This window comes from Streptomyces sulphureus DSM 40104 (assembly GCF_000381025.1).
Taxonomy (GTDB): Bacteria; Actinomycetota; Actinomycetes; order Streptomycetales; family Streptomycetaceae; genus Streptomyces; species Streptomyces sulphureus.
In genome coordinates, this window is sequence record NZ_KB905813.1 from 463,120 (window position 1) to 488,178 (window position 25,059).

The 25,059-nt window shown below is 72.1% G+C and carries 20 protein-coding genes, 3 pseudogenes and 1 riboswitch; of the genes and pseudogenes, 12 read left to right on the forward strand and 11 right to left on the reverse strand.

Annotation, left to right across the window (positions count from 1 at the left end; translation table 11 throughout):
- Positions 1–422 precede the first annotated feature (422 nt).
- On the reverse strand, positions 423–1,889 hold the full coding sequence (locus F603_RS0102095; protein WP_019544357.1) for an MFS transporter: 1,467 nt from the start codon (positions 1,887–1,889) through the stop codon (positions 423–425).
- 164 nt (positions 1,890–2,053) lie between these two features.
- On the opposite strand from F603_RS0102095, the gene F603_RS0102100 reads away from it, so the two are divergent.
- Positions 2,054–2,968, forward strand: a complete 915-nt coding sequence (locus tag F603_RS0102100) for a LysR family transcriptional regulator (protein WP_019544358.1) — start codon at positions 2,054–2,056, stop codon at positions 2,966–2,968.
- A gap of 307 nt (positions 2,969–3,275) precedes the next feature.
- On the opposite strand, the gene F603_RS0102105 is transcribed toward F603_RS0102100, so the two are convergent.
- From F603_RS0102105 to F603_RS0102115, 3 genes are all read right to left on the reverse strand, one after another.
- Positions 3,276–4,145, reverse strand: a complete 870-nt coding sequence (locus tag F603_RS0102105; protein ID WP_019544359.1) for an alpha/beta hydrolase — start codon at positions 4,143–4,145, stop codon at positions 3,276–3,278.
- A gap of 381 nt (positions 4,146–4,526) precedes the next feature.
- Complete coding sequence (locus tag F603_RS0102110) at positions 4,527–5,936, reverse strand: uracil-xanthine permease family protein (RefSeq protein WP_019544360.1); 1,410 nt, start codon at positions 5,934–5,936, stop codon at positions 4,527–4,529.
- A 178-nt stretch (positions 5,937–6,114) separates the two neighbouring features.
- On the reverse strand, positions 6,115–7,332 hold the full coding sequence (locus F603_RS0102115; protein ID WP_019544361.1) for an MFS transporter: 1,218 nt from the start codon (positions 7,330–7,332) through the stop codon (positions 6,115–6,117).
- A gap of 518 nt (positions 7,333–7,850) precedes the next feature.
- Positions 7,851–7,981, forward strand: a riboswitch (FMN riboswitch).
- A gap of 185 nt (positions 7,982–8,166) precedes the next feature.
- On the opposite strand from F603_RS0102115, the gene ribD reads away from it, so the two are divergent.
- The 9 genes and pseudogenes from ribD to F603_RS31410 all read left to right on the forward strand — a co-directional run.
- Positions 8,167–9,306, forward strand: a complete 1,140-nt coding sequence (gene ribD / locus F603_RS0102120) for a bifunctional diaminohydroxyphosphoribosylaminopyrimidine deaminase/5-amino-6-(5-phosphoribosylamino)uracil reductase RibD (protein ID WP_051096099.1) — start codon at positions 8,167–8,169, stop codon at positions 9,304–9,306.
- Positions 9,307–9,933 carry a riboflavin synthase gene (locus F603_RS0102125; RefSeq protein ID WP_019544363.1) on the forward strand — a complete coding sequence of 209 codons (627 nt, stop codon included), beginning with the start codon at positions 9,307–9,309 and terminating at the stop codon, positions 9,931–9,933.
- Positions 9,930–10,607: a nicotinamide mononucleotide transporter family protein gene (locus F603_RS0102130; RefSeq protein ID WP_019544364.1), complete on the forward strand. Its 678-nt coding sequence runs from the start codon at positions 9,930–9,932 to the stop codon at positions 10,605–10,607. Before F603_RS0102125 ends, F603_RS0102130 begins: the two co-directional genes overlap by 4 nt.
- Entirely contained in the window at positions 10,604–11,971 is a 1,368-nt protein-coding gene (locus tag F603_RS0102135) for a bifunctional 3,4-dihydroxy-2-butanone-4-phosphate synthase/GTP cyclohydrolase II (RefSeq protein WP_019544365.1), read from the forward strand. The genes F603_RS0102130 and F603_RS0102135 overlap by 4 nt, the downstream gene beginning before the upstream one ends.
- Positions 11,972–12,017: 46 nt before the next feature.
- The gene (gene ribH, locus F603_RS0102140) at positions 12,018–12,524 is read left to right on the forward strand and encodes a 6,7-dimethyl-8-ribityllumazine synthase (protein WP_019544366.1); all 507 of its coding nucleotides are present in this window, start codon (positions 12,018–12,020) and stop codon (positions 12,522–12,524) included.
- A gap of 12 nt (positions 12,525–12,536) precedes the next feature.
- On the forward strand, positions 12,537–12,809 hold the full coding sequence (locus F603_RS0102145; RefSeq protein ID WP_019544367.1) for a phosphoribosyl-ATP diphosphatase: 273 nt from the start codon (positions 12,537–12,539) through the stop codon (positions 12,807–12,809).
- A gap of 131 nt (positions 12,810–12,940) precedes the next feature.
- Complete coding sequence (hisG, locus tag F603_RS0102150; protein ID WP_019544368.1) at positions 12,941–13,789, forward strand: ATP phosphoribosyltransferase; 849 nt, start codon at positions 12,941–12,943, stop codon at positions 13,787–13,789.
- Positions 13,790–13,852: 63 nt separating this feature from the next.
- Positions 13,853–14,290 (forward strand): PH domain-containing protein, encoded by a 438-nt coding sequence (locus F603_RS0102155; RefSeq protein WP_019544369.1) that lies wholly within the window; start codon positions 13,853–13,855, stop codon positions 14,288–14,290.
- 395 nt (positions 14,291–14,685) lie between these two features.
- Positions 14,686–14,955: pseudogene (locus tag F603_RS31410) on the forward strand (SDR family NAD(P)-dependent oxidoreductase); the annotation flags it as partial.
- A gap of 166 nt (positions 14,956–15,121) precedes the next feature.
- Here the strand turns inward: F603_RS31410 and F603_RS0102170 are convergent.
- From F603_RS0102170 to F603_RS0102180, 3 genes are all read right to left on the reverse strand, one after another.
- A complete protein-coding gene (locus F603_RS0102170; RefSeq protein ID WP_019544371.1) occupies positions 15,122–15,949 on the reverse strand; it encodes an SCO4651 family lipoprotein in 828 nt (275 codons plus the stop codon).
- Positions 15,950–16,148: 199 nt separating this feature from the next.
- Complete coding sequence (locus F603_RS0102175; protein WP_211231013.1) at positions 16,149–18,134, reverse strand: AAA family ATPase; 1,986 nt, start codon at positions 18,132–18,134, stop codon at positions 16,149–16,151.
- A 449-nt stretch (positions 18,135–18,583) separates the two neighbouring features.
- The gene (locus F603_RS0102180; protein WP_019544373.1) at positions 18,584–19,219 is read right to left on the reverse strand and encodes a uridine kinase family protein; all 636 of its coding nucleotides are present in this window, start codon (positions 19,217–19,219) and stop codon (positions 18,584–18,586) included.
- Between the two features lie 181 nt (positions 19,220–19,400).
- Between F603_RS0102180 and F603_RS0102185 the strand changes: the two genes are divergently transcribed.
- On the forward strand, positions 19,401–20,777 hold the full coding sequence (locus tag F603_RS0102185; RefSeq protein WP_019544374.1) for a peptidase C39 family protein: 1,377 nt from the start codon (positions 19,401–19,403) through the stop codon (positions 20,775–20,777).
- Between the two features lie 444 nt (positions 20,778–21,221).
- Here the strand turns inward: F603_RS0102185 and F603_RS36445 are convergent, their stop codons facing one another.
- Together F603_RS36445 and F603_RS34935 are read right to left on the reverse strand one after the other, a co-directional pair.
- Entirely contained in the window at positions 21,222–21,722 is a 501-nt protein-coding gene (locus F603_RS36445) for a lanthionine synthetase LanC family protein (RefSeq protein ID WP_425426938.1), read from the reverse strand.
- Positions 21,680–21,886 (reverse strand): hypothetical protein, encoded by a 207-nt coding sequence (locus F603_RS34935; RefSeq protein ID WP_158678593.1) that lies wholly within the window; start codon positions 21,884–21,886, stop codon positions 21,680–21,682. Before F603_RS34935 ends, F603_RS36445 begins: the two co-directional genes overlap by 43 nt.
- 556 nt (positions 21,887–22,442) lie before the next feature.
- On the opposite strand from F603_RS34935, the pseudogene F603_RS36450 reads away from it, so the two are divergent.
- Positions 22,443–22,691, forward strand: a pseudogene (locus F603_RS36450) (integrase core domain-containing protein); the annotation flags it as partial.
- Between the two features lie 164 nt (positions 22,692–22,855).
- Here F603_RS36450 and F603_RS0102200 read toward each other — a convergent pair.
- Positions 22,856–23,881 carry an MDR family NADP-dependent oxidoreductase gene (locus F603_RS0102200; protein ID WP_019544377.1) on the reverse strand — a complete coding sequence of 342 codons (1,026 nt, stop codon included), beginning with the start codon at positions 23,879–23,881 and terminating at the stop codon, positions 22,856–22,858.
- Positions 23,882–24,169: 288 nt separating this feature from the next.
- Positions 24,170–24,600 (reverse strand): annotated as a pseudogene (locus F603_RS35650) (transposase); the annotation flags it as partial.
- Positions 24,601–25,059: the final 459 nt, after the last annotated feature.

A 25,059-nucleotide genomic window follows, 5' to 3' on the forward strand; every position in this document is an offset into this window, starting at 1 on the left:
GCTTGTCGACCGCGTGTCCCGGTCCTCAACTCGGTTGCTGAGCCAGGGTCGTTACCGCCTCCGAGCACTGCGTGCCGGCTCACCTTCCGGCGTCTAGAGGCGGCCGTCGGCGCCGGCACTGGCAGGACGGCAGGGCAGAGTCTCCTCGCCCGGACGGCTTCTTTCTCCGAGCCGGCGTTGTCAGAGGCGGCGGCCAGCGTCCGTCCCATGAACACAGGCGACACCGCCATGCGCGGATTCGGCGTCCAGCGCGCCGAGTCGGGGACGGCCCCCAGGGCGTCGGACCGCAGAGCGGTCAGGGAGTGCGTCCCGCTCGTGCACGCGGGCGGTGACCCGCGCCGCCCCCTGGCTGCCGGGCAGGCCGAACCGGGAGGCCGGAGCGGCACGGCACCGTGCCGCTCCGGTTGTGTGCTCGCGGGCGGTCACCCGCGAGTGGCGCTCCGCGGGCGCTCGGCGTCGGAGCGGTCCCGCACCGCTCCCCGAGGTGCCCGTCCCCGCCTCCGCCGTGTCCCTGCCCGGCGGGAGCGGAGCCGGGGCGGCGAGGCACCCGTCGGGCTCTCGGGGCGGGGCCGCCCGGCAGCGGAAGCGGCCTCGGCGGGCGACGGGCGACGGCGGAGGACGACCCGCCGCGGGCGGACACCGGCGCGCAGCGGCCTTGCAGGGCGCGGCTCGGACGTCTCCTGCTCGGCCGCGCCCGTGCGGACGCCGAGCCGGGCCGTGACGAGCACCGCCAGCACGCCGAGCCCCGCGCCGGCCCAACTGAGCCGGGTCACCGAGACGGTGAGGGGCATCCAGGAGGCCATCAGGCCGACGGCGACGGCGGGCACCCCCGACCCGAGGTAGAAGAGGAGGTGGAGCGCGGCACCGGTGCCGGCGCGCTGCTCGGCCGGTGTCCGCGCGTCGACGGCCCGCGCGGCGCCGCTGAACGCCAGCCCGTGCCCCACGCCTACGAGCACGGCCGCGCCGAGCGTGGCCGGCAGCGAGGCGGCCCCCGTCGCAGCGAGGAGCAGCAGACTCACGGTGACGGCGGCGACGCCGAGCCGCTGAGCGGCGCCGGGATCGCAGCGTCGCCCGGCGAGTTGGGCGAGCAGCGACAGCGCCAGCACCGCCCCCAGCACCCCGCCGCTCAGAGCCGGGTCGTCGCTGCGCAGGGTGCGCTCCAGCAGGGCGGGCACCAGGGCGAGGTAGACACCCACGCCGGCCCAGACGAGGAACCCGTTGAACCCCGCCGCGAGAAAGAGCTTCCGCGTGCCGGGAGCGATGCGCGGCCAAGTCGGGCGCCACCGCGCCGAGTCGACGCGGGCAGGTGCAGGGCCGGGCACGGTGCGCAGCCGCCACCACGCCCACGCCAGCAGCACGAGGTGGAGCACGTACGGGACGACGAGCGGCCCCGGCGCGTAGCGGGCGAGCGCCCCGGCGACGGCCGGACCCAGCGCGGTGCCCGCGGTGAAGGCGAGGCTGGTGAGGAGCGGCCCGCCGATGCTTGCCGTGACCGTCCGGTGCCGGGCGATGAGCGCCTGGGCGGCGCCCGTTGCCGCCCCGAGCGCCAGCGCCTGGCCGACGCGTCCCGCGAAGAGCCAGGCCGGGGAGGTGGCGAAGAGGAAGCAGCACGAGCCCGCCGCCGCGAGCAATGCGCCGAGCCGCAGCAGCGGGCGACGCCCCAGACGGTCGGCCGCGGGGCCGCAGAGCAGCAGAGCGGGGGCGCTGACCATAGCGAACGTGGCGAAGAGCAGCGTCATCACGAGGTCGTCGTAGCCGAACAAACGCTGGTAGTCCGGGTAGAGCGGGCTCGGCAGGTAAGCGCCGGCCGTGAGCACCACGACGAGCAGGACGGCCGTGCGCACCGTCCGCCGATCGACGTGCTCCGCGGGTACGCGCGCACGCGGCATGCGGCGCGGTCGGTCCTGTGGATTCGATGGGGCGACGACGGTGTGGTTCCGAAAGGCGCTTCGCGCCGTTGCACAACGCTCATCAGTCACGTCGGTCAGTGTGCGTCCGGAGGACCGGCGAGCGGAATCAAACGATTCCGCTCTCAATCGTGCAAAATTTTTGCATGATTGATTCGCGTCTCCGCATCCTCCAGATGGTCGCCGAGCACGGTACCGTGACCGCCGCCGCTCGGGCGCTGCACTACACACCCTCCGCGGTCTCCTACCAACTGCGGCAACTCGCCGCCGAGTTGGGCGTCGACCTGCTGGCCTACCAAGGCAGAGGCATACGCCTGACCCATGCGGCCCGCGTCCTGCTGCGCCACGCGGAGCGCCTCCAGGCGCAGTGGGAGCTCGCCCGCGGCGAGCTGGCAGCCGCCGGCACGGAGCCGAGCGGGCAGGTCACGCTCTGCGGCTTCTCCACCGCGGCGAGCCGTCTGCTGCCGCCCGCGGCGGCCGGGCTCCGCGACGCGCACCCCCACCTGTCGGTGCGCATCATCGAGGCCGAGCCCGACCGCTGCTTCGACCTGCTCCTCACCGAGGAGGCGGATCTCGCCCTCCTCGTGGTGACGGCGGACTCGCCCCCCATGACCGACGAGCGCTTCGACCAACGGCCCCTCCTCGACGACCCGTTGGACCTCGTCGTCCCCCGCGACCACCCCCTCGCCCGACAGCAGCGGGTCACGCTCGCGGACGCCGCGAGGGAGCCCTGGATCGTCGGCAACCCAGCGTCGACCTACCACCAACTCGTCCTCGCCGCCTGCATGAGCGCGGGATTCACACCGCACATCGCGCATTACTCGGACGAGTGGGACACCGGTATGGCGCTCGTCGCCCACGGCTTCGGCGTCGTCCTCGTGCCCCGTCTGGCGCAGCTCCGCGAGGACGCACCACTGGCACGCCTGCCTTTGCACGGGGATTCCGCGCCGGCCCGCCGCATCATGGCCGTCACCCGCCTCGGAGCGCGGGAGAACCCCACCCTGACCCACGCCGTCGAGACGATCTCGACGACGGCCGCGCAACTGCTGCCCGAGCGTTGACGAGCGCCGCGGGGCCTCGGCTTCCGGTGGTCAACGGCTCGTGGGGCGTGGGGTTTTCCGGGGCTCGGCCTGTGGGTGGTTCGGGCTCCCGTCGCGGAAGCTCGTAAGGGCGCTCCGTTGGCCGCGCGGCCTGACGCTTCCGGTCGAGGTGTCGGCCGGTCCGTCGACGGGCGGTTGCCGACTCGCTGCATACGCAGGGTTCTGCGGCATCGACCGTCACCCACGAGCACGCGCTGCGGAGGCGCGTCAACGGATGCGCGGCGCCCCGTCGGACGGCCGAAGGGCGCGCCGGCCGGTGCCCTCGGGCTCAGGAGCCGGCTGGGGCGGTGAGCGGTGCGGCGACCTCTGCCAGCAGACGGGCCGCCGGTGCCGGTTCGACGAGCCACTTCAGGTGGCTGCCCTCGAGGGTGCGGACCGTGTAGGGGTTGTCAGGCGTCAGCTCGTCGCCCTCGCGGATCAGCCGGTCCTGCGCGGCGAGCGGCATGCTCGCGTCGTCGGTGAGGCGTACGTACGTCTTCGGGATGCGGCCCCAGGTTTCGGCCTGCGCGCGGTCGGCGGGGCCGCCGATGTCGAGGTTCTCGTCGGGTTGGAAGGTGTTCAGGAAGACCAGGAACTCCTCGTCGGTGCCGTCGGCGAGCATGGCGGCCTTGAGCGCCGCGAGGGCTTCCGGGTCGGCGGTGCGGAAGTTGCTGCGGAGCAGGCCGAGTCGGGCCGGGTCGCCGACGACCGCGGCCGCCAGGCCGGCGGTGTCGGCCGTCGCCATCTCGGGTTCGGCGTGGTACTCGCCGACGTCGAGGGCGGTCGGGCACCAGGCCGAGACGTAGACGAGGTGGTCGATCAGATCGGGCCGTGCGTTGGCCGCGGCCGTCGCCGTGATGCCGCCGCGGCTGTGCGAGACGAGGACCACCGGGCCGTTCCGCTTGGCCCGCTCCAGCACGCCCGTCAGGTGCGCCGCGTTGTCAGCGAGCGTGACGCCCTCGATCGAGCCCGGTGCGGTGGCGAGGGCGCCCGGGTCCTGCGGTGCCTGGTAGGCACGCGGGTAGGTGGCACCGAAGCCGTGGCCCGGGAGGTCGACGCCGACCGAACGGTGCCCGAGGAGGCCGAGTTCGGCCTGGAGCGGCGCGAAGGAGAAGGAGTTGGCGAAGGCGCCGTGGACCAGGACGAACGTCGGTTGCATCTGTCTGCTCACTCTCCGAACATCGAGGCATAGCCGGTGCGCGCCGCCCTCCGGGCGGCGTCGAGTGGTCAAATGCCGTGGTGCGACGGACGTTTACGGGCGGCTGCCCGAGCGCACCGCGTGGTCACACTAGTCACGGAAGATCACTCGCACTACTGGTGCGGGGCGTTCCGCTTGTGCGCGTCCTTCCTCGGGAGGGGACAGAGCGCGGGTGGCGGCACGTAGTTGTCAGGAAGCTGCCGTCGGCAGCACGCCGCCGTCCCGCGGGCAACGCCGAGACGCGCCGCCGGGGGACGAGGGCGGTCACCCTCCGTGTGCAGTGGAGCCCCGATGCACGTCGCACCCGACCAGCGACGCAACACCGCACGTGGCGTGCGGAGTTCACCCCTGCTGGGACGGTCCCGCTTCCCCGCGCCCGGGGTCGTAGCTGCTGGTGCCCTCGTCGAGGAGGGGTTCCTGGCCCTTCAGGTGGGCGGGTGCCAGGGCGCGCAGCGCGTGGTAGCCGGTGATGACGACGAGGGTGCCGAGCGCGATCCCGCTGAGCTCGAAGTTGTCGCTGATCTTCAGACTCACGCCGCCGACGCCGATGATGATCCCTGCGGCGACGGGCACCAGGTTGAGCGGGTTGCGCAGGTCGACGTTGTTGGCCGTCCAGATCTGGGCGCCGAGCAGGCCGATCATGCCGTAGAGGATCACGGTGATGCCGCCGAGTACGCCGCCGGGGATCGCCGCGACGACGGCGCCGAACTTCGGGCAGAGGCCGAAGAGGAGCGCGAAGATCGCCGCCGCCCAGTAGGCGGCCGTCGAGTAGACGCGGGTCGCCGCCATGACGCCGATGTTCTCGGAGTACGTGGTGTTGGCGGGGCCGCCGACCGAGGTCGAGACCATGCTGCCGACGCCGTCGGCGGCGATCGCGGTGCCCATCTTGTCGTCGAGCGGATCGCCGGTCATCTCGCCGACGGCCTTGACGTGCCCGGTGTTCTCGGCGATGAGCGCGATCACCACGGGGAGTGCGACGAGGATCGCCGACCAACTGAAGGAGGGCCCGTGGAAGGACGGCAGCCCGAACCAGTCGGCGTCCCCGACGCCCGAGAGGTCGAGCCGCCAGTGGTCGACCGTCTCACCGCTGGCGTCCGGCGAGTGGATCTTGCCGAAGGCGCGGTCGAAGACCCAGGAGAGGAGGTAGCCGACGACGAGGCCGAGGAAGATCGCGATCCGCGACCAGAACCCGCGCAGGCAGACCACCGCGAACCCGGTGAGCAGCATCGTCAGCAGCGCCGTCCACTGGTCCTGCGGCCAGTACGTACTCGCCGTCACCGGCGCGAGGTTGAAGCCGATCAGCATCACGACGGCACCGGTGACCACGGGCGGCATCGAGGCGTGGACGATGCGCGCGCCGAACGCCTTCACCGCGAGGCCGACGAGGAAGAGCACCGCTCCCACGACGAGGATCGCGCCGGTGATCGTCGCCGCGTCGCCGCCCTGCGCCCGGATCACGGCGGCGACGCCGACGAAGGAGAGGCTGCACCCGAGGTAGCTGGGGACGCGGCCGCGCGTCGCCAGCAGGAAGATCATGGTCGCGACGCCGGACATCATGATCGCGAGGTTCGGGTCGAGACCCATGAGCACGGGCGCCACGAAGCTCGCCCCGAACATGGCGACGACGTGCTGCGCCCCCAGCCCGGCGGTGCGCGGCCAGGTGAGGCGCTCGTCGGGACGGACGACCGCGCCCGGGGCCGGAACCCGTCCGTCGCCGTGCAGTTTCCAGCGCACGCCGAGTCCGCCGCTCATTCTCGCTCCTGACCGCTGTGGTTCCGTCTCGTGCCGTGGATGGCCTGGGCATATTAGTTCGGGCGCCGCAAGGGACGAATTCCGGCCTGACCGGCACGCATCCTGCCCGGCTCACGTCTCGGCCGTGTTGCCGGGGCCCCGTGGGCCGTACGTATCCGGTGCGTGACGTCCGCCCGGGTCAGCCCTGCTCCTCCGGCGCCGGTTGGCGGGCTTCCGGTTCGGGCACGGCGTGCGCCGCCGTCTTCCCGGTCCGTCCGGGACCGAGCCTTCCCGCGCCGAGGACGAGGCCCAGCGCGAGCGTCGTGACCACTGCGAAGGAGGCGGAGAGCGACGTCGTCTCCGCGATCCAGCCGACGACGGCCGGCGCCCCGAGCCCGGCCGCGTAGGCGAGCGTCGCGACGCCGGCGATCGCCTGGCCCGGCGCCGCGCCGCCGAGGCGCCCCGCGGCCGCGAAGCAGAGCGGCACCACCACGGCGATGCCGACCCCGACGAGCGCGAACCCGGCTACCGCGAGCCCCGGCGTACGCGCCACGACGACGAGCCCGGCCCCGAGCGTCGCGAGCACCCCGCCGGCCCGCACCGTCCGCACGGCACCGAACCGCGCGACGAGCGCATCCCCTGCGAGCCGCGCCGCGGCCATCGTGCAGGCGAACGCCGTGTAGGCGGAGGCCGCAAGGCCGGGCTCGGCTCCGGTGACATCGCGCAGGTAGATACCGGACCAGTCCATCGAGGCGCCCTCGGCGAAGACCCCGCAGAGGCCGACGGCGCCGATCGCGAGGGCGCCGCGGCTCGGCAGCGCGAAGTGCGGGGGCCGTTCTGCCGGTTCACCGTGCGGACGCGCCGCGGACTCGAGCACCCAGGACGCCGCCACCAGCGCCGCGACGGCCAACGCGGGGGCCGTGAGCGCCAAATGGGTGCGTGCGTCCGACTCGACGTGCGCGGCGAGCGCGCCGACCGCGCCACCTGCGAGCGCCCCCACGCTCCACATCCCGTGGAGGCTCGACATCACCGAACGCCCGTACTGCTCCTCGACTTTGACGCCTTGCTCGTTCATCGCGACGTCGAGGAGGCCGAGCCCGCACCCGTAGACGAAGAGCGCGCCGCAGAGCCAGCCGAGCGAGGGAGCCAGGGCGGGCAGCGCCAACCCGGCGAAGCAGAGCCCCGCGAGCCAGCGCAGCGTCGCGCGGGGTCCGAGACGGTGGGTGAGGCCGGCGGCGAGGGGCATGGCGGCGAGACTGCCCGCCGTCATGAAGACGAGCGCGAAGCCCAACCAGCCGGGACTGAGGGCGAGATGCTCCCTGATCCAGGGCACCCGTGTGGCGAAGCTCCCGCTCGCCGCACCGTGGGTGGCGAAGACGGCGGCCACCGCCCACCGGGCTCGGGCCACCTGCTCCATCCGCCGGACTCCTGCTCGTCGCCGCCCGACGGCCGTGCGCCGCCGGGTAGTTGCGCGGCCTGCGCCGCCGAGAGGGGAGCGTTCCCAGCGGAACGCCGTCCGAACCGGCGTGCGCCGCACGGCTGTCCGTCCGCGGGCCGGCTCGTCCGCCTCGGCTCGTGCGAGGCCGGGGCCCGGACGCAAGCGCGGCAGCTCGCGCTCGTCACCGGTCAACCCGAGGAGAGCGGGAGCGCGTTCGCTCGCCCCGTGGCAACAGACCGTCATCGCAAGACCGGTCCGGCCCCGACGTCGCATCCCGCGCCGAACACCGCACTCCACTCAGCCCCGCCGACGGAAGAGAGGCGCCCCACCAGCAGCGGCCGCTTGCACCGAGGGCCCGCCCCGCCGGCGGCCGTGCGTCGGTCCGGCGTCCCGCCGGTGGTTGCCGCACGCCATCGGCCGCTGCTGTGAGTGAGCGCACAGGGCCCGTATGTGTACCGGTGGAATCCCCGTGGCAGACTGAGCGTTGTTAGACACGCAAGCGCACTCCGGGGTCGGTGAAAGTCCGAACCGGCGGTTACAGTCCGCGACCCGGCCGCTGCCAGCGGCCGGTTGACCAGGTGAGATTCCTGGACCGACGGTGAAAGTCCGGATGGGAGGCAGTGCGCGGCGGAGCGGGTTCCGCCGTCCTCGACGGCGTGCTCGGGCGCCGGTGGAACGGTGCCGTACTCCGCCCGTCGTTCCCGCAGCGCCCCGGAGTCCGTGCCGAAGAGGCAGGAGGACCCGGTGGACGCGACCACCCCGGCACCGTCCGACGGCCCGCTCGAGCCCGCAGGCTCGGCGGACGCCGCCGCCATGCGCCGTGCCGTCGCGCTCGCCGCCCGTGGGCTCGGCTCCACCAGCCCCAACCCCGTCGTCGGCTGCGTCGTCCTCGACCGCGACGGACGCACCGTCGGAGAGGGCTGGCACCAGCGTGCAGGCGGGCCGCACGCCGAGGTCCACGCACTCGCCGAAGCCGGTGACGACGCACGGGGCGGCACGGCTCTCGTCACCCTCGAACCCTGCAACCACACCGGGCGCACTGGACCCTGCGCGCAGGCGCTGATCCGGGCGGGCGTCTCCCGCGTCGTCTACGCCGTGCCCGACCCCTCGCCCGTCGCGGCCGGCGGTGCCGCCGCGCTGCGGGCCGCGGGCCTGCACACCGAGGGCGGCCTCCTCGCCGACGAGGCGGCGGCCGTCAACGTCGCCTGGCTCACCTCCGTGCGCCGCGAACTCCCGTACGTCACCTGGAAGTTCGCCGCCACCCTCGACGGGCGCACCGCGGCGGCCGACGGCACGAGCCGCTGGATCACCTCGTCCGAAGCCCGCGCCGACGTCCACCGGCTCCGCGCCGAGTCCGACGCCGTCCTCGTCGGGTCCGGCACGGCACGCAGCGACGACCCGCACCTCGCGGTCCGCGGCGTCCCCGGAGCCGTCCAGCCGCTCCGCGTCGTGCTCGACACCGAGGGCACGGCGGTGCGCGCGGAGGCCCGCGTCCTCGACGACGCGGCGCCCACGCTCGTCGCCGTCGCCGAGGACGCCGAGGCCGACGCCCTCGCCGCCGCCGTCGAGGAGTCCGGGCACCAGCTCCTCACGCTGCCCCGCGCCGCCGGCGGGCTCGACCTCGACGCGCTCCTCGCCGCGCTCTTCGCGCGGGACGTGCGCCGGGTGCTGCTCGAAGGCGGCGCAGGACTCGCCGGAGCCTTCGTCGCGCAGGGCCGTGTCGACGAGGTCGTCGCCTACCTCGCGCCCGCGCTCCTCGGCGCCGGCCCCGCCGCTCTCGCGGACGCCGGGATCGGCACCATCGCGCACGCCCTGCGCCTCACGTTCGGCGAGACCGAGCGCCTCGGCCCCGACCTGCGCCTCACCGCACGCCCCGCCCCCGACGCCCTCGCGCCGGAGCCCTCACCCACCGCTGCGGCCCCCGCCGTACACCCCGCCAACGAGGAGTTCTGAGTGTTCACCGGAATCGTCGAAGAACTGGGCGAAGTCACCGCCGTCGAGGCCCTCGGCGCGGGCGGCGGCGCCCGTCTCCGGATGCACGGCCCGGCCGTCACCGCCGACGCGGCGCACGGAGACTCCGTCGCGGTCAACGGCGTCTGCCTCACCGTCACCGGGCTCGCTGACGCCGAGTTCACCGCCGACGTCATCGCGGAGACCCTCGACCGCTCCTCGCTCGGGGCCCTCGCCGTCGGCTCCCGCGTCAACCTGGAGCGCCCGATGCGGCTCGGCGGGCGGCTCGACGGCCACCTCGTCCAGGGCCACGTCGACGGCACGGGCACCCTCGTCCGCCGCACCCCGGACGGCACCGTCGGCGTCGCGCTGCCCGCGCACCTGTCGCGGTACGTGGTGGAGAAGGGGTCGATCGCCGTCGACGGGATCAGCCTCACCGTCGTCGAGGCGGGGGCCGAGCACTTCACGGTGAGCCTCATCCCGACGACGCTCGAACGCACCACCCTCGGCGTCAAGGAGCCGGGGGACCTCGTCAACCTGGAGGTCGACGTCCTCGCCAAGTACGTCGAGCGCCTCCTCGGCGATCCGGCCGCCGCCTCCCGGCTCGGCCAGGCAGGAGCGGCGCAGTGAGCCTCCTCGACTCCCTCAACTCCCCGGCCTTCACCGCCTTCGGGCAGCAGGTGATCTGGACGGACATGATCGGCAACACCCTCGGCCTGATCGCGCTCGCGCTCGGCTGGCGGCGCTCCCTGCTGACCTGGCCGGCCCAACTGCTCTCCGGCGTCATCCTCGTCGCCGCCTACGCCTCGGCGCAGCTCTCGGGCGGCGTCGGCAAGCAGTTGCTCGTGATCGTCGTCGCGCTGTGGGGCTGGCGGCAGTGGCAGCGCGGCAAGCGGCAGGCGCAGGACGGTTCGCTCGCCGTGCGGTTCGCCTCCTGGCGCGAGCGGGGCGTCCTCGCCGCCGGTACCGCCGTGGGGACCGGGATCGTCGGCTGGCTCTTCGCCTCCGTGCCCGAACTCTCCTGGAACCCCTGGCCGGACGCGTACATCTTCGTCGGGACGCTCGCGGCGATGGTCGCGCAGGCCCGCGGCCTCGTGGAGTTCTGGTTCGCCTGGCTGCTCGTCGACGTCGTCGGTGTCCCGCTCGCCTTCAGCAGCGGGCTCGCCTTCTCCGGCCTCGTCTACGTCGTCTACCTCGGGCTCGTGCTGTGGGGCCTGCGCTCCTGGTGGCTGCGGACCCGTGTCCCCGTCGCGCCGCTCCCGGAGCGGGCGCCCGCAGCCGCTTCGGAAGGAGCCTCCGTATGAACCGCCGAACCGCACCGCGCCCGCGGCCCGGTGACCCGCTCGCGGGGGAGAGCGTGCTCGACCCCGTCGAGCAGGCCGTCCGCGACATCGCGGCGGGGCTGCCCGTGGTCGTCGTCGACGACGAGGACAGGGAGAACGAGGGCGACCTCGTCGTCGCGGCCGAGCTCGTCACGCCCGAGCTCGTCGCCTTCATGATGAACGAGTGCCGCGGCCTGATCTGCACGCCGATGGCGGCCGACGACCTCGACCGGCTGCACCTGCCGCAGATGGTCGCGCACAACACCGAGTCGATGGGGACGGCCTTCACCGTCTCCGTCGACGCCTCCCACGAGCACGGCACCACCAGCGGCATCTCGGCCGCGGACCGCGCGACGACGATACGGCTCCTCGCCGACCCGGAGGCGGTGGCAGGGGACTTCGTCAGGCCCGGCCACGTCTTCCCGCTCCGCGCCCGCGACGGCGGTGTGCTGGAGCGCACCGGGCACACCGAGGCCGGCGTCGACCTCGTCAGGCTCGCCGGGCTGCGGCCCGCCGCCGCGATCGTGGAGATCGCGGGCGAGGACGGCGCCATGCTCCGCCTGCCCGAACTGGTGCCGTTCGCACGCAAGCACGGCCTCACCCTCGTCTCCATCGCGGACCTCGCCGCCCACCTCTCCTCGCCCCACGCCACGCCGGACGAGGCCGAGTTTCAAGAGGCGGAGGCGGCGCTGCCCGAGACCGCTGCCCCCGCGGGCGGCGTCGTCCGCGAGGCCGAGACCCGACTCCCCACCGCCCACGGCGAGTTCCGCGCCTACGGCTACCGCACGCCCGACGGCGTCGAGCACATCGCACTCGTCGCAGGGGACCCGGCAGCCGGGAGCGACGAGGCCCCGCTCGTACGCGTCCACTCCGAGTGCCTCACGGGCGACGTCTTCGCCTCCCAGCGCTGCGACTGCGGGCCCCAACTCCAGGGCTCGATGCGGCGCATCCAGGAGGAGGGCCGCGGCATCGTCCTCTACCTGCGCGGGCACGAGGGCCGCGGGATCGGCCTCCTCTCCAAGCTGCGCGCGTACGCGCTCCAGGAGCGCGGCCGCGACACCCTCGACGCCAACCTGGAACTCGGTCTCCCGGCCGACGCGCGGGACTACGCCTCCGCCGCCGAGATCCTCGCCGACCTCGGCGTACGCTCCCTGCGGCTGATCACCAACAACCCCGACAAGGTCGCGGCGTTGGAGGGGCACGGGCTCACCGTGACCGGCAGGGTCCCCGCGCCCGTGGCGGCCGGCGAGCACAACCTCGCCTACCTGCGCACCAAGCGGGACCGCATGGGCCACGAACTGCCCTGGCTGGAGGCGGAAGCCGTCTCCGTCTGCGGCAGCCAGTGAACAGACGACACGCAACCGACGGACCCACACCGAGGAGCGGCACCACGTGAGCGGCAAGGGCGCACCCGAACTGAACGTCAGGAACTGCGGAGACCTCCGGGTGGCCGTGATCGCGGCCCAGTGGCACGAGCGGGTCATGGCAGGGCTCGTCGACGGCGCGCTGCGCGCGCTCCGGGAGGTCGGCATCGACGAGCCGACGCTGCTGCGGGTGCCGGGGAGCTTCGAACTCCCCGTCGTCGCCAAGGTCGTCGCCGACCGCGGGTACGACGCCGTCGTCGCGCTCGGCGTCGTCATCCAGGGCGGCACACCCCACTTCGACTACGTGTGCCAGGGCGTGACCCAGGGCCTCACCCAGGTCTCGGTCGACACCGGGGTGCCCGTCGGCTTCGGCGTCCTCACCTGCGACACCGAGGAGCAGGCGCTCGACCGCGCGGGGCTCGCCGGCTCGCACGAGGACAAGGGGTACGAGGCCGTCACGGCGGCCGTGGCCACCGCGGCGACGCTGCGCACCGTCGCGGAACCCTGGCGCCAGCCGTCCTCGCCGACCCCGTAGGCTTGGATCACCATGGCGAACAAGACATTCGAGGAGCTCTTCGCCGAGCTCCAGCAGAAGGCCGCCACCGGCGACCCGATCACCTCGCGCACCGCCGAGCTCGTCTCCCAGGGCGTCCACTCGATCGGCAAGAAGGTCGTCGAGGAGGCCGCAGAGGTGTGGATGGCCGCCGAGTACGAGGGCGAGGACCGCACGGCGGAGGAGATCTCGCAGCTCCTCTACCATCTCCAGGTGCTCATGGTCGCCAGGGGGGTCTCCCTCGACGACGTATACGCTCACCTCTGACTGCCGCCGCCGGAGCGCCTCCGGCGGCCCCGTCCAACGGGCCGGCGCGCGCCATCCGTTGACCGCCGGGCGCGACCGCCCCACCCCGCCCGCCAAGCACCATAACCGCCGAAGCAAAGGAATTACGCCCCATGCTGCGCATCGCCGTCCCCAACAAGGGTTCACTCTCCGAGCCTGCGTCGGCGATGCTCCATGAGGCGGGCTACCGGCAGCGGACCGACCGCAAGGACCTCGTCCTCGTCGACACGGAGAACGAGGTCGAGTTCTTCTTCCTCCGCCCCCGCGACATCGCCGTCTACGTCGGCTCGGGACGCCTCGACGTCGGCATCACCGGGCGCGACCTCCTGCTGGACAGCGGCGCGCAGGCCGAGGAGATCCTCGAACTCGGCTTCGCCGGCTCGACGTTCCGGTACGCGACGCTGCCCGGCACCGCCAAGCACGTCAGCGAGTTCGGCGGCAAGGCCGTGGCGACCTCCTTCTCCGGGATCGTCAGGCAGCACCTGGAGCGGGAGGGCGTCGACGCCTCCGTCGTCCACCTCGACGGCGCCGTGGAGACCGCGATCCAGCTCGGCGTCGCGGAGATCATCGCCGACGTCGTGGAGACGGGCACCACGCTCCGCAACGCCGGGTTGGAGATCATCAGCGAGCCGATCCTCCACTCCGAGGCGGTGGTGATCCGCGGCCACGGCTCCGACGCGGAGGAGGCGAAGGTGCAGCAGTTCCTCCGCCGTATGCAGGGCGTCCTCGTCGCGCGCCGCTACGTGATGATGGACTACGACATCCGCGCCGAGCACCTGGAGGAGGCGGTCGCGCTCACCCCGGGCCTGGAGTCGCCGACCATCTCACCCCTCCACGACCAGGGTTGGGTCGCCGTTCGCTCCATGGTCCGCACCAAGGAGGCCCAGCGGATCATGGACGACCTCTACGAGCTCGGCGCCCGCGCCATCCTCACCACCGGCATCCACGCCTGCCGGCTGTGAGCCCGGTACGCACGCCGTGAAGCACCTCCCGCACGCACCACGCCTCGATGGGGGAAGCCGCCCATGACCGGTCCGTCACCGCAGCTACCCGTCACGTTCCGGCCGCACCGCACCAGGGCACTGCTGCTGGTGCTCGGTGTCGCCGCGTGCGCCGTCATCGTCGTCGTCGCGCTGATGCTCGACATGAGCGGCGCACAGCGGTCGGGTTTCTTCTTCACGGCACTCTGCTTCCTCGGCGTGCCGCTGCTCCTCGCCCGGCCGCACGTCACGGCCGACGAGGGCGGTGTCACCGTCGTCAACCTCACCACCAGGCGCCGCCTCGAGTGGCCCGAGGTCCTCGCCGTGCACCTGCGCAACGGCGACCCGTGGGTCTTCCTCGACCTCGCCGACGGCACCAGCCTCCCCGCGATGGGCATCCAGCCCGGCATCGCACGCGAGCAGGCGATCCGCGACGCGAAGGCGCTGCGGGAGCTCGCCGAGCGGCACGGCGCCGCGGGCTGAGCCGGGGTCGTTCGGCGGAAGCACGTGGTGCGGAGGCCGGAGGCCGTGGCGGTCGGGGGTTGAAGCACGCGTCACATGCGTGGAGTCGGCTGCGCGCGCAACGGGACGCAGCTCGTAGGACGTTGTTGGCGGGGGAACGCGGAGGGCCTGTCCCGACGCTGCGTCCGCTGCTCGCTCCCCCGCGACGCCGCCCCGCGCCGCGGGGGAGCGAGGGCTCCGGAACGAGCGCCCGGCGCCGAACAGCCCGACGCCATAGGCGCATTCGGCATCGGCAGGACCAACGCACGGGCAGGCGTGGCCGGTTCGCCGGTGCGCAGCCGGACGCCGGTGGGGTGCGGGCGCAACTATTCGCGGTCCGGGGGAGGATCGCCGCCCCGGAGCGATTATGAGTCACGAAGTCCTCGCGCGGCCGGATCGTGCTCCTCGGGAGCGTGGCCGGGTTCGTCTGCACGCCGGGCAACATCTACGGCGCGACGAAGTGGGCCGTCACCGGGCTCGCCGAGAACACCCGCAGGATGGTGACGGGCGACGGCATCGGCGTCACCCTCGTCGCGCCGGGCCGGGTGGAGACCGCGTTCTGGGAGACCGCGGGAGGAGCGCCCGAGGGCGTGAACCTCACGGCGGAGCAGACCGTCGTCGTCCGCCCCGTCACCCAAGCAGTCTGACGCGGTGGCACATGCGGGCGGACGGTCCCGCACGGCATCCGTGCGGCACCGCCCCTGGGTCGACGCTGAAGTCCCGCCCGCCGCCGCACGGTTCGCCGTGACGAACCGTGCGCGAGGACGGGCACGGCGGCCGAGCCGCGCCTCGCACCGACGGCCGGGCGCAATCTCAGAGCGCCGCGCCGCCGCCCTGCGCGACCTTCTTCGTCACGTCCTCGGTCTTCGCGGCCGGTGGCGCCTCGACGTCCACCTCCGTGCCGAAGCCGGAGAGTTCGATGGTCGTCTTGACCTTGGCCTTCCCGCCCGCGTCCGCTTCCTTCGGTGGATCGATCGTCAACTGCGTCGCCATACGGCGCATCACACCGTCATCGTCCGTCCACATGTCCACGGGGACGTCCTCGCCGAGCTGCTCGCGCAACTCCTTCTCCTGCTGTGCGTCGCCCTTCGCCAGCTTCTCGACGTCGAGCGTCACCCGGTAGTGGGTGGTGGCGGCTCCGCCCACCTTCTCCCGGCCGAGCTTCTTCACGCCGTCGCCCGAGACACCCTTGGTGAAGGCCAACGTGTCGGCGGGGTCGCCGAGTTGGCCTCCGCCTGCGGCGCCGAGCTTCCCGACGTCGATCCTCATCCACGTCTTGCCCGCGGGGAGTTGGGCCGCGGCCTCCTTCGGCGGTTTCTGGTAGAGCACCTCGTCGACGACGCGCTGTTCGAGGCGCTGGCCGCCCTCGCCCACCTCCAGACTGCTCGTGCCGTCGCGGAGGTCGATCACGCCGTGGCCGTCGACGTTCACCGTCTGCCCGCCCTGCGCGACCACGGTCTTGAGGGAGAGGTGCGCCGTCTTCTTCTGCACGGTCTTCTGGTTCGCGGCCTCGACGACCTTCGCGGGCGGGGGCCCTGAACTCCGGCCCGACGCGCCGTCGTCCGAGGCGCTGTCGCCGTCGCTGCCGCAACCGGCCACGAGCACGGCTGACAGCAGCCCCGCCGAGGTCGCAGTCGTCACTCGTGCCGCGGTCGAACGTATCCGCATCTCCACACCCCATCCGATGTCGGCCCCATGAGAGGGGATCTGCCTCGCATGCCCCGCATGCGTGGCGACATGCGCAGGTTATCGCCAACATCCGTCCAACACCGCCGACTTGGGAAGCGGCAGCGGCTGTACGCGGGGGCCGAGCGCCGTGCCGAAGTGCACCGTCTCCCCATCAGCCCGCACCCGGCGGCGCGTCCCAGCCGGGACCCTCCGGGCCCCGCCCCGAGAGGACCTCGCCGTACGCCTGCATGAGGTCGGGCAGGCGCAGGGTGGCGAGCTCGTCGCGCGTGGGGACTTCCGGGTACCCCGTGAGGCGCAGGTCGCGGTAGGCGCAGCTCTTCTCGTAGAGGGTGCGCAGGAAGCGGCCGTTGCCCAACTCGTCGATCCAGCCCTGCTCGACGACGTGCCCGCTGATGCTCCGCAGCTCCTCCAGGGCCTCCTCGTCCCACACGTCGCCGTTGGCGGCGGCCAACACTTCGCCGATCGAGGTGAGTTCGGGTGGACGGTAGCTCGGGAAGTCGACGCGGCTGGTGAAGCGCGAGGAGAGTCCCGGGTTGGCGCCCAGCAGACGGTCCATGCCCTCCGGGTAGCCGGCGAGGATGACCACGAGGCGGTCGCGGTTGTCCTCGGCCCGCTTGAGAAGCACTTGGAGCGCCTCGTCGCCGTAGGCGTCGCCCTTGCTGTAGCCGGAGTTGGAGAGGGCGTACGCCTCGTCGACGAAGAGGACGCCGCCGAGCGCCGAGTCGATCAACTCGTTCGCCTTCACCGCGGTCTGCCCGAGGAACTCCCCGACGAGGTCGGCACGTTGGGCCTCGACGAGGTGGTCACCGCCGAGCAGCCCGAGCGCGTAGAAGACGCGCCCGAGTATGCGTGCCACGGTCGTCTTCCCGGTGCCCGAGGGCCCCGAGAAGACGAAGTGCCGCTTCGGCGGCTGCACGGGGAGCCCCTGGCCCGTCCGGAGCCGCGCCATGTTCAACTGCGCGGAAAGTGCCCGTACTTGGCGCTTCACCGGCTCCAGGCCGACCATCCGTTCCAGCTCGTCGAGCGCCTGCTCCAGCATCACGGGGTCGGAGGGCCCCGCGGGCAGCCCGCCGCTGCTCGGGTCGGCCGGCGGGGTCCCGCGCAGCCTCGGCGGGCCGGCGTCGACACGGACCGGCTCCGCCGGATCGCCGGAGTCCTCCAAGCGGAGCGCCTCGGCGTCCGCGTCGAAGTCGGGGTCGACGGGGGCCGAGGGGTCGGCCTCGGGCTGCTCGGCGGGGCGACCCTCGCCGGCGAGACCCTCGGCGGCCTCCGGCTGCTCGCCGCCCTCGCGGGCAGGGCCCTTCTCCTCGCCGCCCGCGGCGCCGGCGAGGACGGCCGCCGCCAACCCCGAGGCGCCGTCGAGGTCGTCGCTCTCGGCGATGGTGGTGAGCCGCGCCGCGGTGTCCATGAAGGCAGGGTCCACGCGGTGGACGGCGCGGTAGAGGGGGAGCGCCGCCGCGCTGCGCCCCGTCCCCTCGCGGGCCCGCGCGAGCCAGTACCGCAGCTCCTTGCGCTGCGGCTGCTCGCTTCGGCAGCGCATCAGCGCCGTCTCCAGCAGCGGCTCGGCCTGTCCGTACATCTCCAGGCGCACACGCGCCATGCCGGCGAAGAGGCCGGCTTCGATCCCCAACGAGGCGTCGTCGACGAGCGGTTCGGTGTGGCGGACGAGCCGCTCCCAGTCCTTGGCGAGGTAGGCGCGGCATGCGTGGAGGAAGCGCACCTGCCGGTCGGCCTCGACGGGCGGGCACTCGGCGAGCGCCAGGTCGAGCTCGGCGACGTGCCGTCCGTCGAGCCAGTGCGAGGCGTGCGCCAGCAGCAGGTCGCGTTCGGTCTCCAGCACCGGTTGGACCCACCAGCCCAGCCAGTACCAGGAGTTGAGGGTGCGCGTGTGGCGGGCGCGCTGCTCGCCGAAGCGGTCGCGGTGGTGGTACATCCGCAGCAGCGCCGTCGCGGTGTCGGCGCGCAGCGCGTGCAGGCCGAGCCACGCGTCCGCCATGCCGGAATCGAGGCGTACCGCGGTGCGGAACTCCTCCTCCGCCTGCGCGTACCCGCCGACGGTGTAGGCGTCGACGCCGCGCAGCCACGCGAGGTCGGCCGGAGCGTGCAGGCCCCTGGGGTCCTGCGTGCCGAAATCCATCACGTCCCCCACGAAACGTCCCCCGTCCCAATCGACGGTCGCCCACCCGTCCTCGGCGGCGGGCCGGATGAACCTCCGGCCCCCCGGCGGGAGTTGCTGCCCGCGACCCGGGCGTCACCCGGGGTTTCCGCGCCACTGCGCATCGTACCCGCGCGGCGCTCACCACCGAAGGGCGGCGCAGGCGCTGGTGCGGAGGTGGAGGGTGGGGTAAAGGAGGTGAATCGCGTACGTAGAGTGAGGGAAAGGAAGCATGGAGGTTCCGGTTGGAGCTGAACGAAGCCCCCGGTCACGGGGGAACAACCGGGGGCTTCGTGTCTGAGGTGGCGTGAAAACCACCTGTAGAGAACGTAATTGCTCTTCGGCGCGAAGGTCAAGCCAGGCCCGAAGCCTTCCGCTGAGTGGCACGCACCGCCGCCAAATCCCTTACCTACGGTGACGATTGGTGAGGCTCAGGCCCCTCCCGCGGGCCCCGGCAGCAACCGGTGTCCGTACTGCCCCTGGAACACCAGGAGTTGCGCATGGGGGCGCGAAGGGTCGGCGGCGAAGTGCGCCCGCTCCGCCGTCTCCCACTCGTCCCAGAACCCCGCCAGCTCCTCCCCGTCGCGCTCCCGTCCCCGCCGCCACGACTCCTCCGCCGACAGCTCCAGCCACACCAGCGCCGCCAGCCACGGGCGCACCTCGTGCCTTCCGGCACCCACGCCTTCCAGCAACACCACGGGCGCCGGGGGGACTTCACCGCCCGGCACGAAATGCCGACCCACCCAGTCGTAGACGTCGTACCGGGCCGACTCGGCACGGGAGAGCGGCTCCAGGACGTGCTCGCGCAGCCGGTCCGTCCAGGCGAAGAGCGCGGCGTGCGAGGAGAGGTCGTCGAGGTGGACGACGGGCGCCCCGCCGAGCCGGTCGGCGAGGACGGCGGCGAAGGTGCTCTTCCCCGAGCCGGCGTGCCCGTCGACGCCGACGAGGCGCACGGGCCCGCACGAGGGCGGCAGCCGCCGGAACCGCTCCGCGAGTCGGTCGGGGCTCAGCGGCCCGCCCGCCGCCGGCTGCTCCCACCGTCTCTCTCCGGACCCGTACTGCCGCATCCGCTCACCCTACCGAGGCACTCCGCACCGCCGACGGCCGACGAGCGCCCCACCGCGCGGACACGCCGCAAGCTCGACCACTGGCCCACGCGCCACTACAGCGGCAATAGTTGGGTACCTGACGTGCACCTGCCGCGATGCAGGGGCCTATCGACCCGGACTCACGGAGTGGGGGACACCCATGATCAGCAGACCGGCCAAGCGCCGCACCGTCCTGGCAGCCGCCGTGGCCGTCGCCGCAGCGGCGGCCACCGCCCCGAGCGCCGGCGCAGCCGGGAGCGGAGCCTCCCGCCGCCCGCGCCCGGGCCGCGCGGGAGACCACACCCACCTGCGGGCGTGGTCGACGAAGCCCGACTGGGCCTCGGGCACCGCCGAGGGCACGGCACCCGCGGACGGCAGCCGCCCCGGCGTCGTCCTCGCGGACCCGGCGGGCACCACCGACTACCGCGACCCCCACACCGGCACCACGGCCACCTGGGAGTACGCGACCTGGACGAGCACCGAGACCCGGCCCACCGTCCCCGCAACCGAGTTGATCGCCTCCTGGAACGCCGACACCCCCGAGGGCACCTGGGTCCGCGTCGAACTCGCGGCCTCCTACTCCGACGGCACCGAGTCGCCCTGGTACACGCTCGGCATCTGGACCTCGGGCGACGGCGACGACGTCCCCCGCCGCACCTCCGTCGACGACCAGGAGGACGGCAAGTCCACCGTCTACACCGACACACTCGCCATCGCAGACGCCGCCTCGGGACTCCGCTTCACCGCCTACCGCCTGCGCGTCACCCTCTACCGGGCGGAGGGCGCCACCGGCACGCCGACGGTCTGGCGCACCGGCGTCCTCGCCTCCGACGTCCCCGACCGCTTCGAGGTCCCCGCCTCGTCCCCGGGACCTGCGGCCGGCGTCGAACTCGACGTCCCGCGCTACTCGCAGGAGATCCACAAGGGCCAGTACCCCGAGTACGACAACGGCGGCGAGGCATGGTGCAGCCCCACCTCCTCGCAGATGATCATCGAGTACTGGGGCCGCAAGCCCACCGAGGAGGACCTCGCCTGGGTCGACCCCGACTTCGCCGACCCCCAGGTCTGCCACGCGGCCCGCCACACCTTCGACTACCAGTACGAGGGCTGCGGCAACTGGCCCTTCAACGGCGCCTACGCCGCCACCTACCCCGACATGCAGGCCGCCGTCACCCGCCTGGAGAGCCTCACCGACGCCGAACGCTTCATCGCCGCCGGCATCCCCCTCATCACCTCCCAGTCCTTCCTCGAATCGGAACTCGACGGCGCCGGCTACGGCACGGCAGGCCACCTCATGACCGTCATCGGCTTCACCGAGAACGGCGACGTCATCGCCAACGACCCCGCCTCCCCCGACAACCCGTCCGTCCGCCACGTCTACAACCGCCGCCAGTGGGAGAACATCTGGCTCCGCACCAAGCGCCACGACGCGGACGGCGAGGAGGCGAGCGGTTCGGGCGGGGTGTGCTACGTGTACTTTCCCGTCAACCCAGCACCAAGTCAGCACGAGGTGCTGCGGCAGTACGGCCTGAGCTGACCCGTCCCTCCAGGATTCCCGCGTAGGTCTCGTCCACCACCCGCCGACAGCGCTCCCGACCGTCCTGGGCCAGGTGCCCGTAGCGATCGACGGTGACCTTGATGGAGGTATGTCCCAGCCACCGGAGGCGGAGTCGCCAGCAGGGTGTTTGCGGACGAACCACCAGCCAGTGAGTTCGCCGGTTTGCTGGGTGTGGTCGAGGAGTGAGGTCAGGTGGTCGCGGGCGGTGGTTTCGGCGCTGGGCCAGTGGGTGAACTGCAGGTTGAGTTGGTGCCATTCGGTGTGGAGTGTTTCCTGGGTGCGGGCTTCTCGTCCGGCTCGTCGGTAGGTGGCCGCGGCGTCGCGGAGTTCGGCCGTGGCGAGGTTGGTGCCGGACGTCGCGGCGTGTGCCGGTGAGGAGGGTGAGAATGGCGTCTTCGAGGGTGCCTGTCCGGTCGACGGGGGTCAGTTGGTCAGGAGGCATGCGTCCCATCCGCAGGTCGGGGTCTCGGGGACAGCGGCGGTGGTGAGGGTGAGGGCGATTCCGGCGGCTCCGGCCAGGAGGCCGGGGCTGACAGGTACGTTGCGGGCTCGATGTGCGAAGGCGGTGGCCAAGTCGGGCAAGTGCTTTGCGAGTTCGGGGCTTCGTGCGTCGCGGGCGATATGTCGGATGGTCTGGTAGAGGCCGGCCCAGCCATGGCAGAGGCCGGGGTCGGTGAGGGGGCGAGTTGGTTGGGGTCGGTGAGGCAGGTGAGGGTGGCGTGTTCGAACTCGTCTTGAAGCGTGGTGTCGTGAAGGGCGAGGGCGGCGAGTTGGCCGGCGCGGGTGATGCCCGGGGTGCCGTAGCACCAGCTTGGTCGAGCTGGACCCGGCTGGTCGGGGGCGCCGGTGGCGAGCTCGGTGCAAGTGAGGGTCTCGGGCCATCAGGGGCCGCGGTCGCCGAGTTGTTTCCACTTGGCGAGCCATCCGCACGGATCGGCGAGAGCTTCGTGGTGTCCGTTGACGATGAGGCCGTGCAGGAGGGTTTTGCTGGGGAGGAGTAGGGGTCCGGTGAAGCCGTGGGCGAGGCCGAAGTTGGCGTGTCCGCCGTGTGGTCGGGGCGGTTCTGGGGGTCGTGTCCGACCCACCATCCGGGGAGGCCTTGGTTGTGGGGGAGGGGCGGGTCAGGGTGACGAGGTAGTGCAGGCGTTGCTCCATCGTTGAGCTGGTCGGTGCGGTGCGTACGAGATAGGTGCCGAGTCCGGTGAGGCCGTAGAGGAGGTCGTACTCGTGGAAGGTCGCCAGCTCGCCGGCGGCCAGGCGGGCTCGGGTGGTGCGGAGGCGTCGCCGGGCGAGGGCCGGTACGGACTCGTGGAGGCGGGCGTGGGCCTCGGTGTAGTGACTGGTGGTGTGGAGGACGAAGGCGAGGGCGGGGCGCCGAGGAAGAGGCCTGCCCCACGGCGTCCGCCAGCTCCCGCATCGTCGGTGGATCACCATGCTCGATCATGAACTGGCGCGCCGCGCGGAGGATGCGCTCCTGCTGCTCGTACCTCACGTCCTCCCCTCCTGGAGCTGATCAGCGGCCTTCCGTGCTTGCCTGCCCAGCTCTACTCGGGCGGCTGGAGATCCCCCCCGCTGCGGGGTCGAAGAGCGGGTGCCAGGACAACCGGGCCGACAGCCACAACGGCCAGTTGATCCACCACTCCGATGCCGGGATCGCAGTACACCAGCTTCCGCCTGGCAGAACACCTGCAGGAAGTAGGGATCGCCGCGTCCATCGGCTCCGTCGGCGACGCCTACGACAACTCCCTGACGGAATCCACGATCGGTCTGTACAGGACAGAACTGCTCAAGCCCCGGCGACCGTGGAGAACGCTCTCGTACGTCGAAATTGCCACCACCGAGTACATCGACTGGTACAACCATCGTCGACTCCACGGCGAAATAGGCCACATCCCGCCCGTCGAGCAGGAAGTCAACCACTACCTCACCACCGCAAAACCCCAGGTCACAACGAACAACGGAGATCTCTACGGAACCCGGAGCGGTTCAGTAGTTCACCGCATGGTGACATCCGCTCCACAGCGACAGTTCCACGCCCAGCGAGCGGACCGGTCGGCTCACCGGGTCAGTTTCACCGCGACGTTGCCCATGTACGCCCCGCCCAGCAGGTCGACAAGGGCCTGCGGAGCCGCGGGGAGCCCGCCCTCCACCACCGTCTGCGGGACCGTGAACCGGCCCTCCGCCATCCACTGGGCGAAGTGCCTTTCCCACGCGTCGATCTGATCGGGCGTGTGGTATGTGGCAAAGGGCAGAATGACGATCTGCTTGCGGATCGCGGTCATCACGTCGAGTCGGGGGAACGCCCCGGCAGAGTCGCCCACTTGACCGGACAGAGCTCCGCACAGGGCGAACCGGGCGTGCGGCGCGGCCGCCTGCACTGCGGCTTCGAACTGGTCACCTCCCACGTTGTCGAAGAAGACGTCGATGCCGTCCGGGGCCAGCTCGCGCAGCCGGTCCAGCACCGGCCCGTCGTGGTAGTCGAATGCCGCGTCGTAGCCCAGCTCGTGAACCAGGTAGTCGGCCTTCGGTTTGCTGCCCGCCGCGCCGATGACCCGTGCGGCGCCCAGACACCTGGCAATCTGCCCGGCCAGCGAGCCGACTCCGCCCGCGGCGCCGGACACGAAGACGGTGTCGCCCGGCCCAGCCTCCGCCGTATCGGCCATTCCGTGGTATGCGGTCGGGCCCTGAGTGAGGTGGTGGACCGGGCTGGGAAGCGCCTTCTGGCTTAGCTTTACGTACTGCGGTGCCGGGCCCGCCGAGTACTCCCGAAAGCCGTCACTGCCCTGCACGAGGTCGCCGGGCGCCAGCCCCGGGCTGTTGGAGCGGACCACCACGCCTACGGCCGCGCCCCGCAGCCGCTCGCCCGGACGGAATCCGGGCATCGGCAGATTGGGCTCGGGGCGTGTCAGATCTCCTATCACCGCCGCCAGTTGAAGGTACTCGTTCCGTACCAGGACCTCCCCTTCGCCCGGCGTCGGCACCTCCGTGCCCGCGAGCGCGAAGCATGAAGAGGTGAGGGCGCCGTCGGGATGAGCGGCAAGCCGGACTTCCCGGCAGGTCGCAGGGATCTCTTCGATGGCCATGGCCGTTCTCCTGATGCTGCTCGTCCGTGTCCGTTTCGCCTCGGCACCAGGCTGCCGCGCGCACCGCGGCAGCCTGGCGAAACCGGCATCCCCCATTTCACGGACATTACCCAGGGCGGGCCTGTGAAGCAGCAAGATCAGGCCAATTCCTAATTTGACCCACTGAGCCGCTTGCCTTGCGCGGCAATCGTCTCCACACGTCAGAGGTTTAAGCGTGCGCCACCTGGCTTGCCGAAGAAGAGACACTCGCGTCAGGAAAGTGAATGACAGGACAACTTAGAGCGTGTCCTATGTGCTGAGGCATTGGAGTCTCTTGTAGCAGCACAGTGCTGCGGCGAGTCCGAGGAAGGCCAGGTAGTTGCGGGGGTGGCGTTCGTAGCGGGGGCTGAGCCTGCGGTAGCCGCATAGCCAGGACATGGTGCGTTCGATGGCCCAACGATGCCTGCCCAGCCGGTGGTTGGGCTCGACGTTCTTCCGCGCGATCCGGATGGGGAGGCGCTGGCCGCGGATCCGTCTGCGCAGGTCGGGCCGGTCATAGGCCTTGTCAGCGTGGACCTTGCCAATGGGTAGTGCCGGCTGCGGTCAGGGTCGTGTCTCGAATGAAGACCGGCCAGAAGCGGCTTCAGGCCCTCGCCGTCGGGGATGTTGCCACCTGAGACCACGACCACGAGAGGCAGTCCTTTTCGATCGGACAGCACATGCATCTTGGAACCCGGTCGAACGGGACATCAACCGTCTGAAGCAGTGGCGCGGCATCGCCACCCGCTATGAAAAGACCGCCACCATCCATCTGGCCGGACTCCACATCGCGGCCATCTTCCTCTGGTCCGCCCGGTGATCCGAATGAAACGGCCTATAGGACGGCCAAGTGAGGCGGCCGGTGACCGGAACCCCGCAGGACGGTGATTTCACCGCTGTTGTGGACGTAGGGGCCTGTGCGTCGGAAACGAAAGCGAGTCCCCGGCGTACGAGGATGTCGACCGGGTTGACCGTCGCAGCGTGCACCCGGAGGCGGACCTCGCCCGCTTTTGCCTCAGCCCTCGGAAGGTCAAGAACGCGCAGGGCGTCAGGTCCGCCGAATTCGGTTGCTCCCTCAGCTTCATGGACTCATCCGCTCTCAGAACTCTTTCCGTCGCATCCTGGGGGGGGGGCATCTGCTGCGGGCTGCCGCCAGGTCG

Bases quoted from the DNA above. Each gene is read 5' to 3' on its own strand.
- F603_RS34935 (WP_158678593.1), bottom strand. From the start codon at position 21,886: ATGGTGGGTCGGACACGACCCCCAGAACCGCCCCGACCACACGGCGGA.
- F603_RS0102110 (WP_019544360.1), bottom strand. From the start codon at position 5,936: ATGAGCGGCGGACTCGGCGTGCGCTGGAAACTGCACGGCGACGGACGG.
- hisG (WP_019544368.1), top strand. From the start codon at position 12,941: ATGCTGCGCATCGCCGTCCCCAACAAGGGTTCACTCTCCGAGCCTGCG.
- F603_RS36445 (WP_425426938.1), bottom strand. From the start codon at position 21,722: ATGGCTCGCCAAGTGGAAACAACTCGGCGACCGCGGCCCCTGATGGCC.
- F603_RS0102200 (WP_019544377.1), bottom strand. From the start codon at position 23,881: ATGGCCATCGAAGAGATCCCTGCGACCTGCCGGGAAGTCCGGCTTGCC.
- F603_RS0102135 (WP_019544365.1), top strand. From the start codon at position 10,604: ATGAACCGCCGAACCGCACCGCGCCCGCGGCCCGGTGACCCGCTCGCG.
- F603_RS0102100 (WP_019544358.1), top strand. From the start codon at position 2,054: ATGATTGATTCGCGTCTCCGCATCCTCCAGATGGTCGCCGAGCACGGT.
- F603_RS0102175 (WP_211231013.1), bottom strand. From the start codon at position 18,134: ATGGATTTCGGCACGCAGGACCCCAGGGGCCTGCACGCTCCGGCCGAC.
- F603_RS0102155 (WP_019544369.1), top strand. From the start codon at position 13,853: ATGACCGGTCCGTCACCGCAGCTACCCGTCACGTTCCGGCCGCACCGC.
- F603_RS0102095 (WP_019544357.1), bottom strand. From the start codon at position 1,889: ATGCCGCGTGCGCGCGTACCCGCGGAGCACGTCGATCGGCGGACGGTG.
- F603_RS0102145 (WP_019544367.1), top strand. From the start codon at position 12,537: ATGGCGAACAAGACATTCGAGGAGCTCTTCGCCGAGCTCCAGCAGAAG.
- F603_RS0102105 (WP_019544359.1), bottom strand. From the start codon at position 4,145: ATGCAACCGACGTTCGTCCTGGTCCACGGCGCCTTCGCCAACTCCTTC.
- ribD (WP_051096099.1), top strand. From the start codon at position 8,167: ATGCGCCGTGCCGTCGCGCTCGCCGCCCGTGGGCTCGGCTCCACCAGC.
- F603_RS0102185 (WP_019544374.1), top strand. From the start codon at position 19,401: ATGATCAGCAGACCGGCCAAGCGCCGCACCGTCCTGGCAGCCGCCGTG.
- F603_RS0102115 (WP_019544361.1), bottom strand. From the start codon at position 7,332: ATGGAGCAGGTGGCCCGAGCCCGGTGGGCGGTGGCCGCCGTCTTCGCC.
- F603_RS0102180 (WP_019544373.1), bottom strand. From the start codon at position 19,219: ATGCGGCAGTACGGGTCCGGAGAGAGACGGTGGGAGCAGCCGGCGGCG.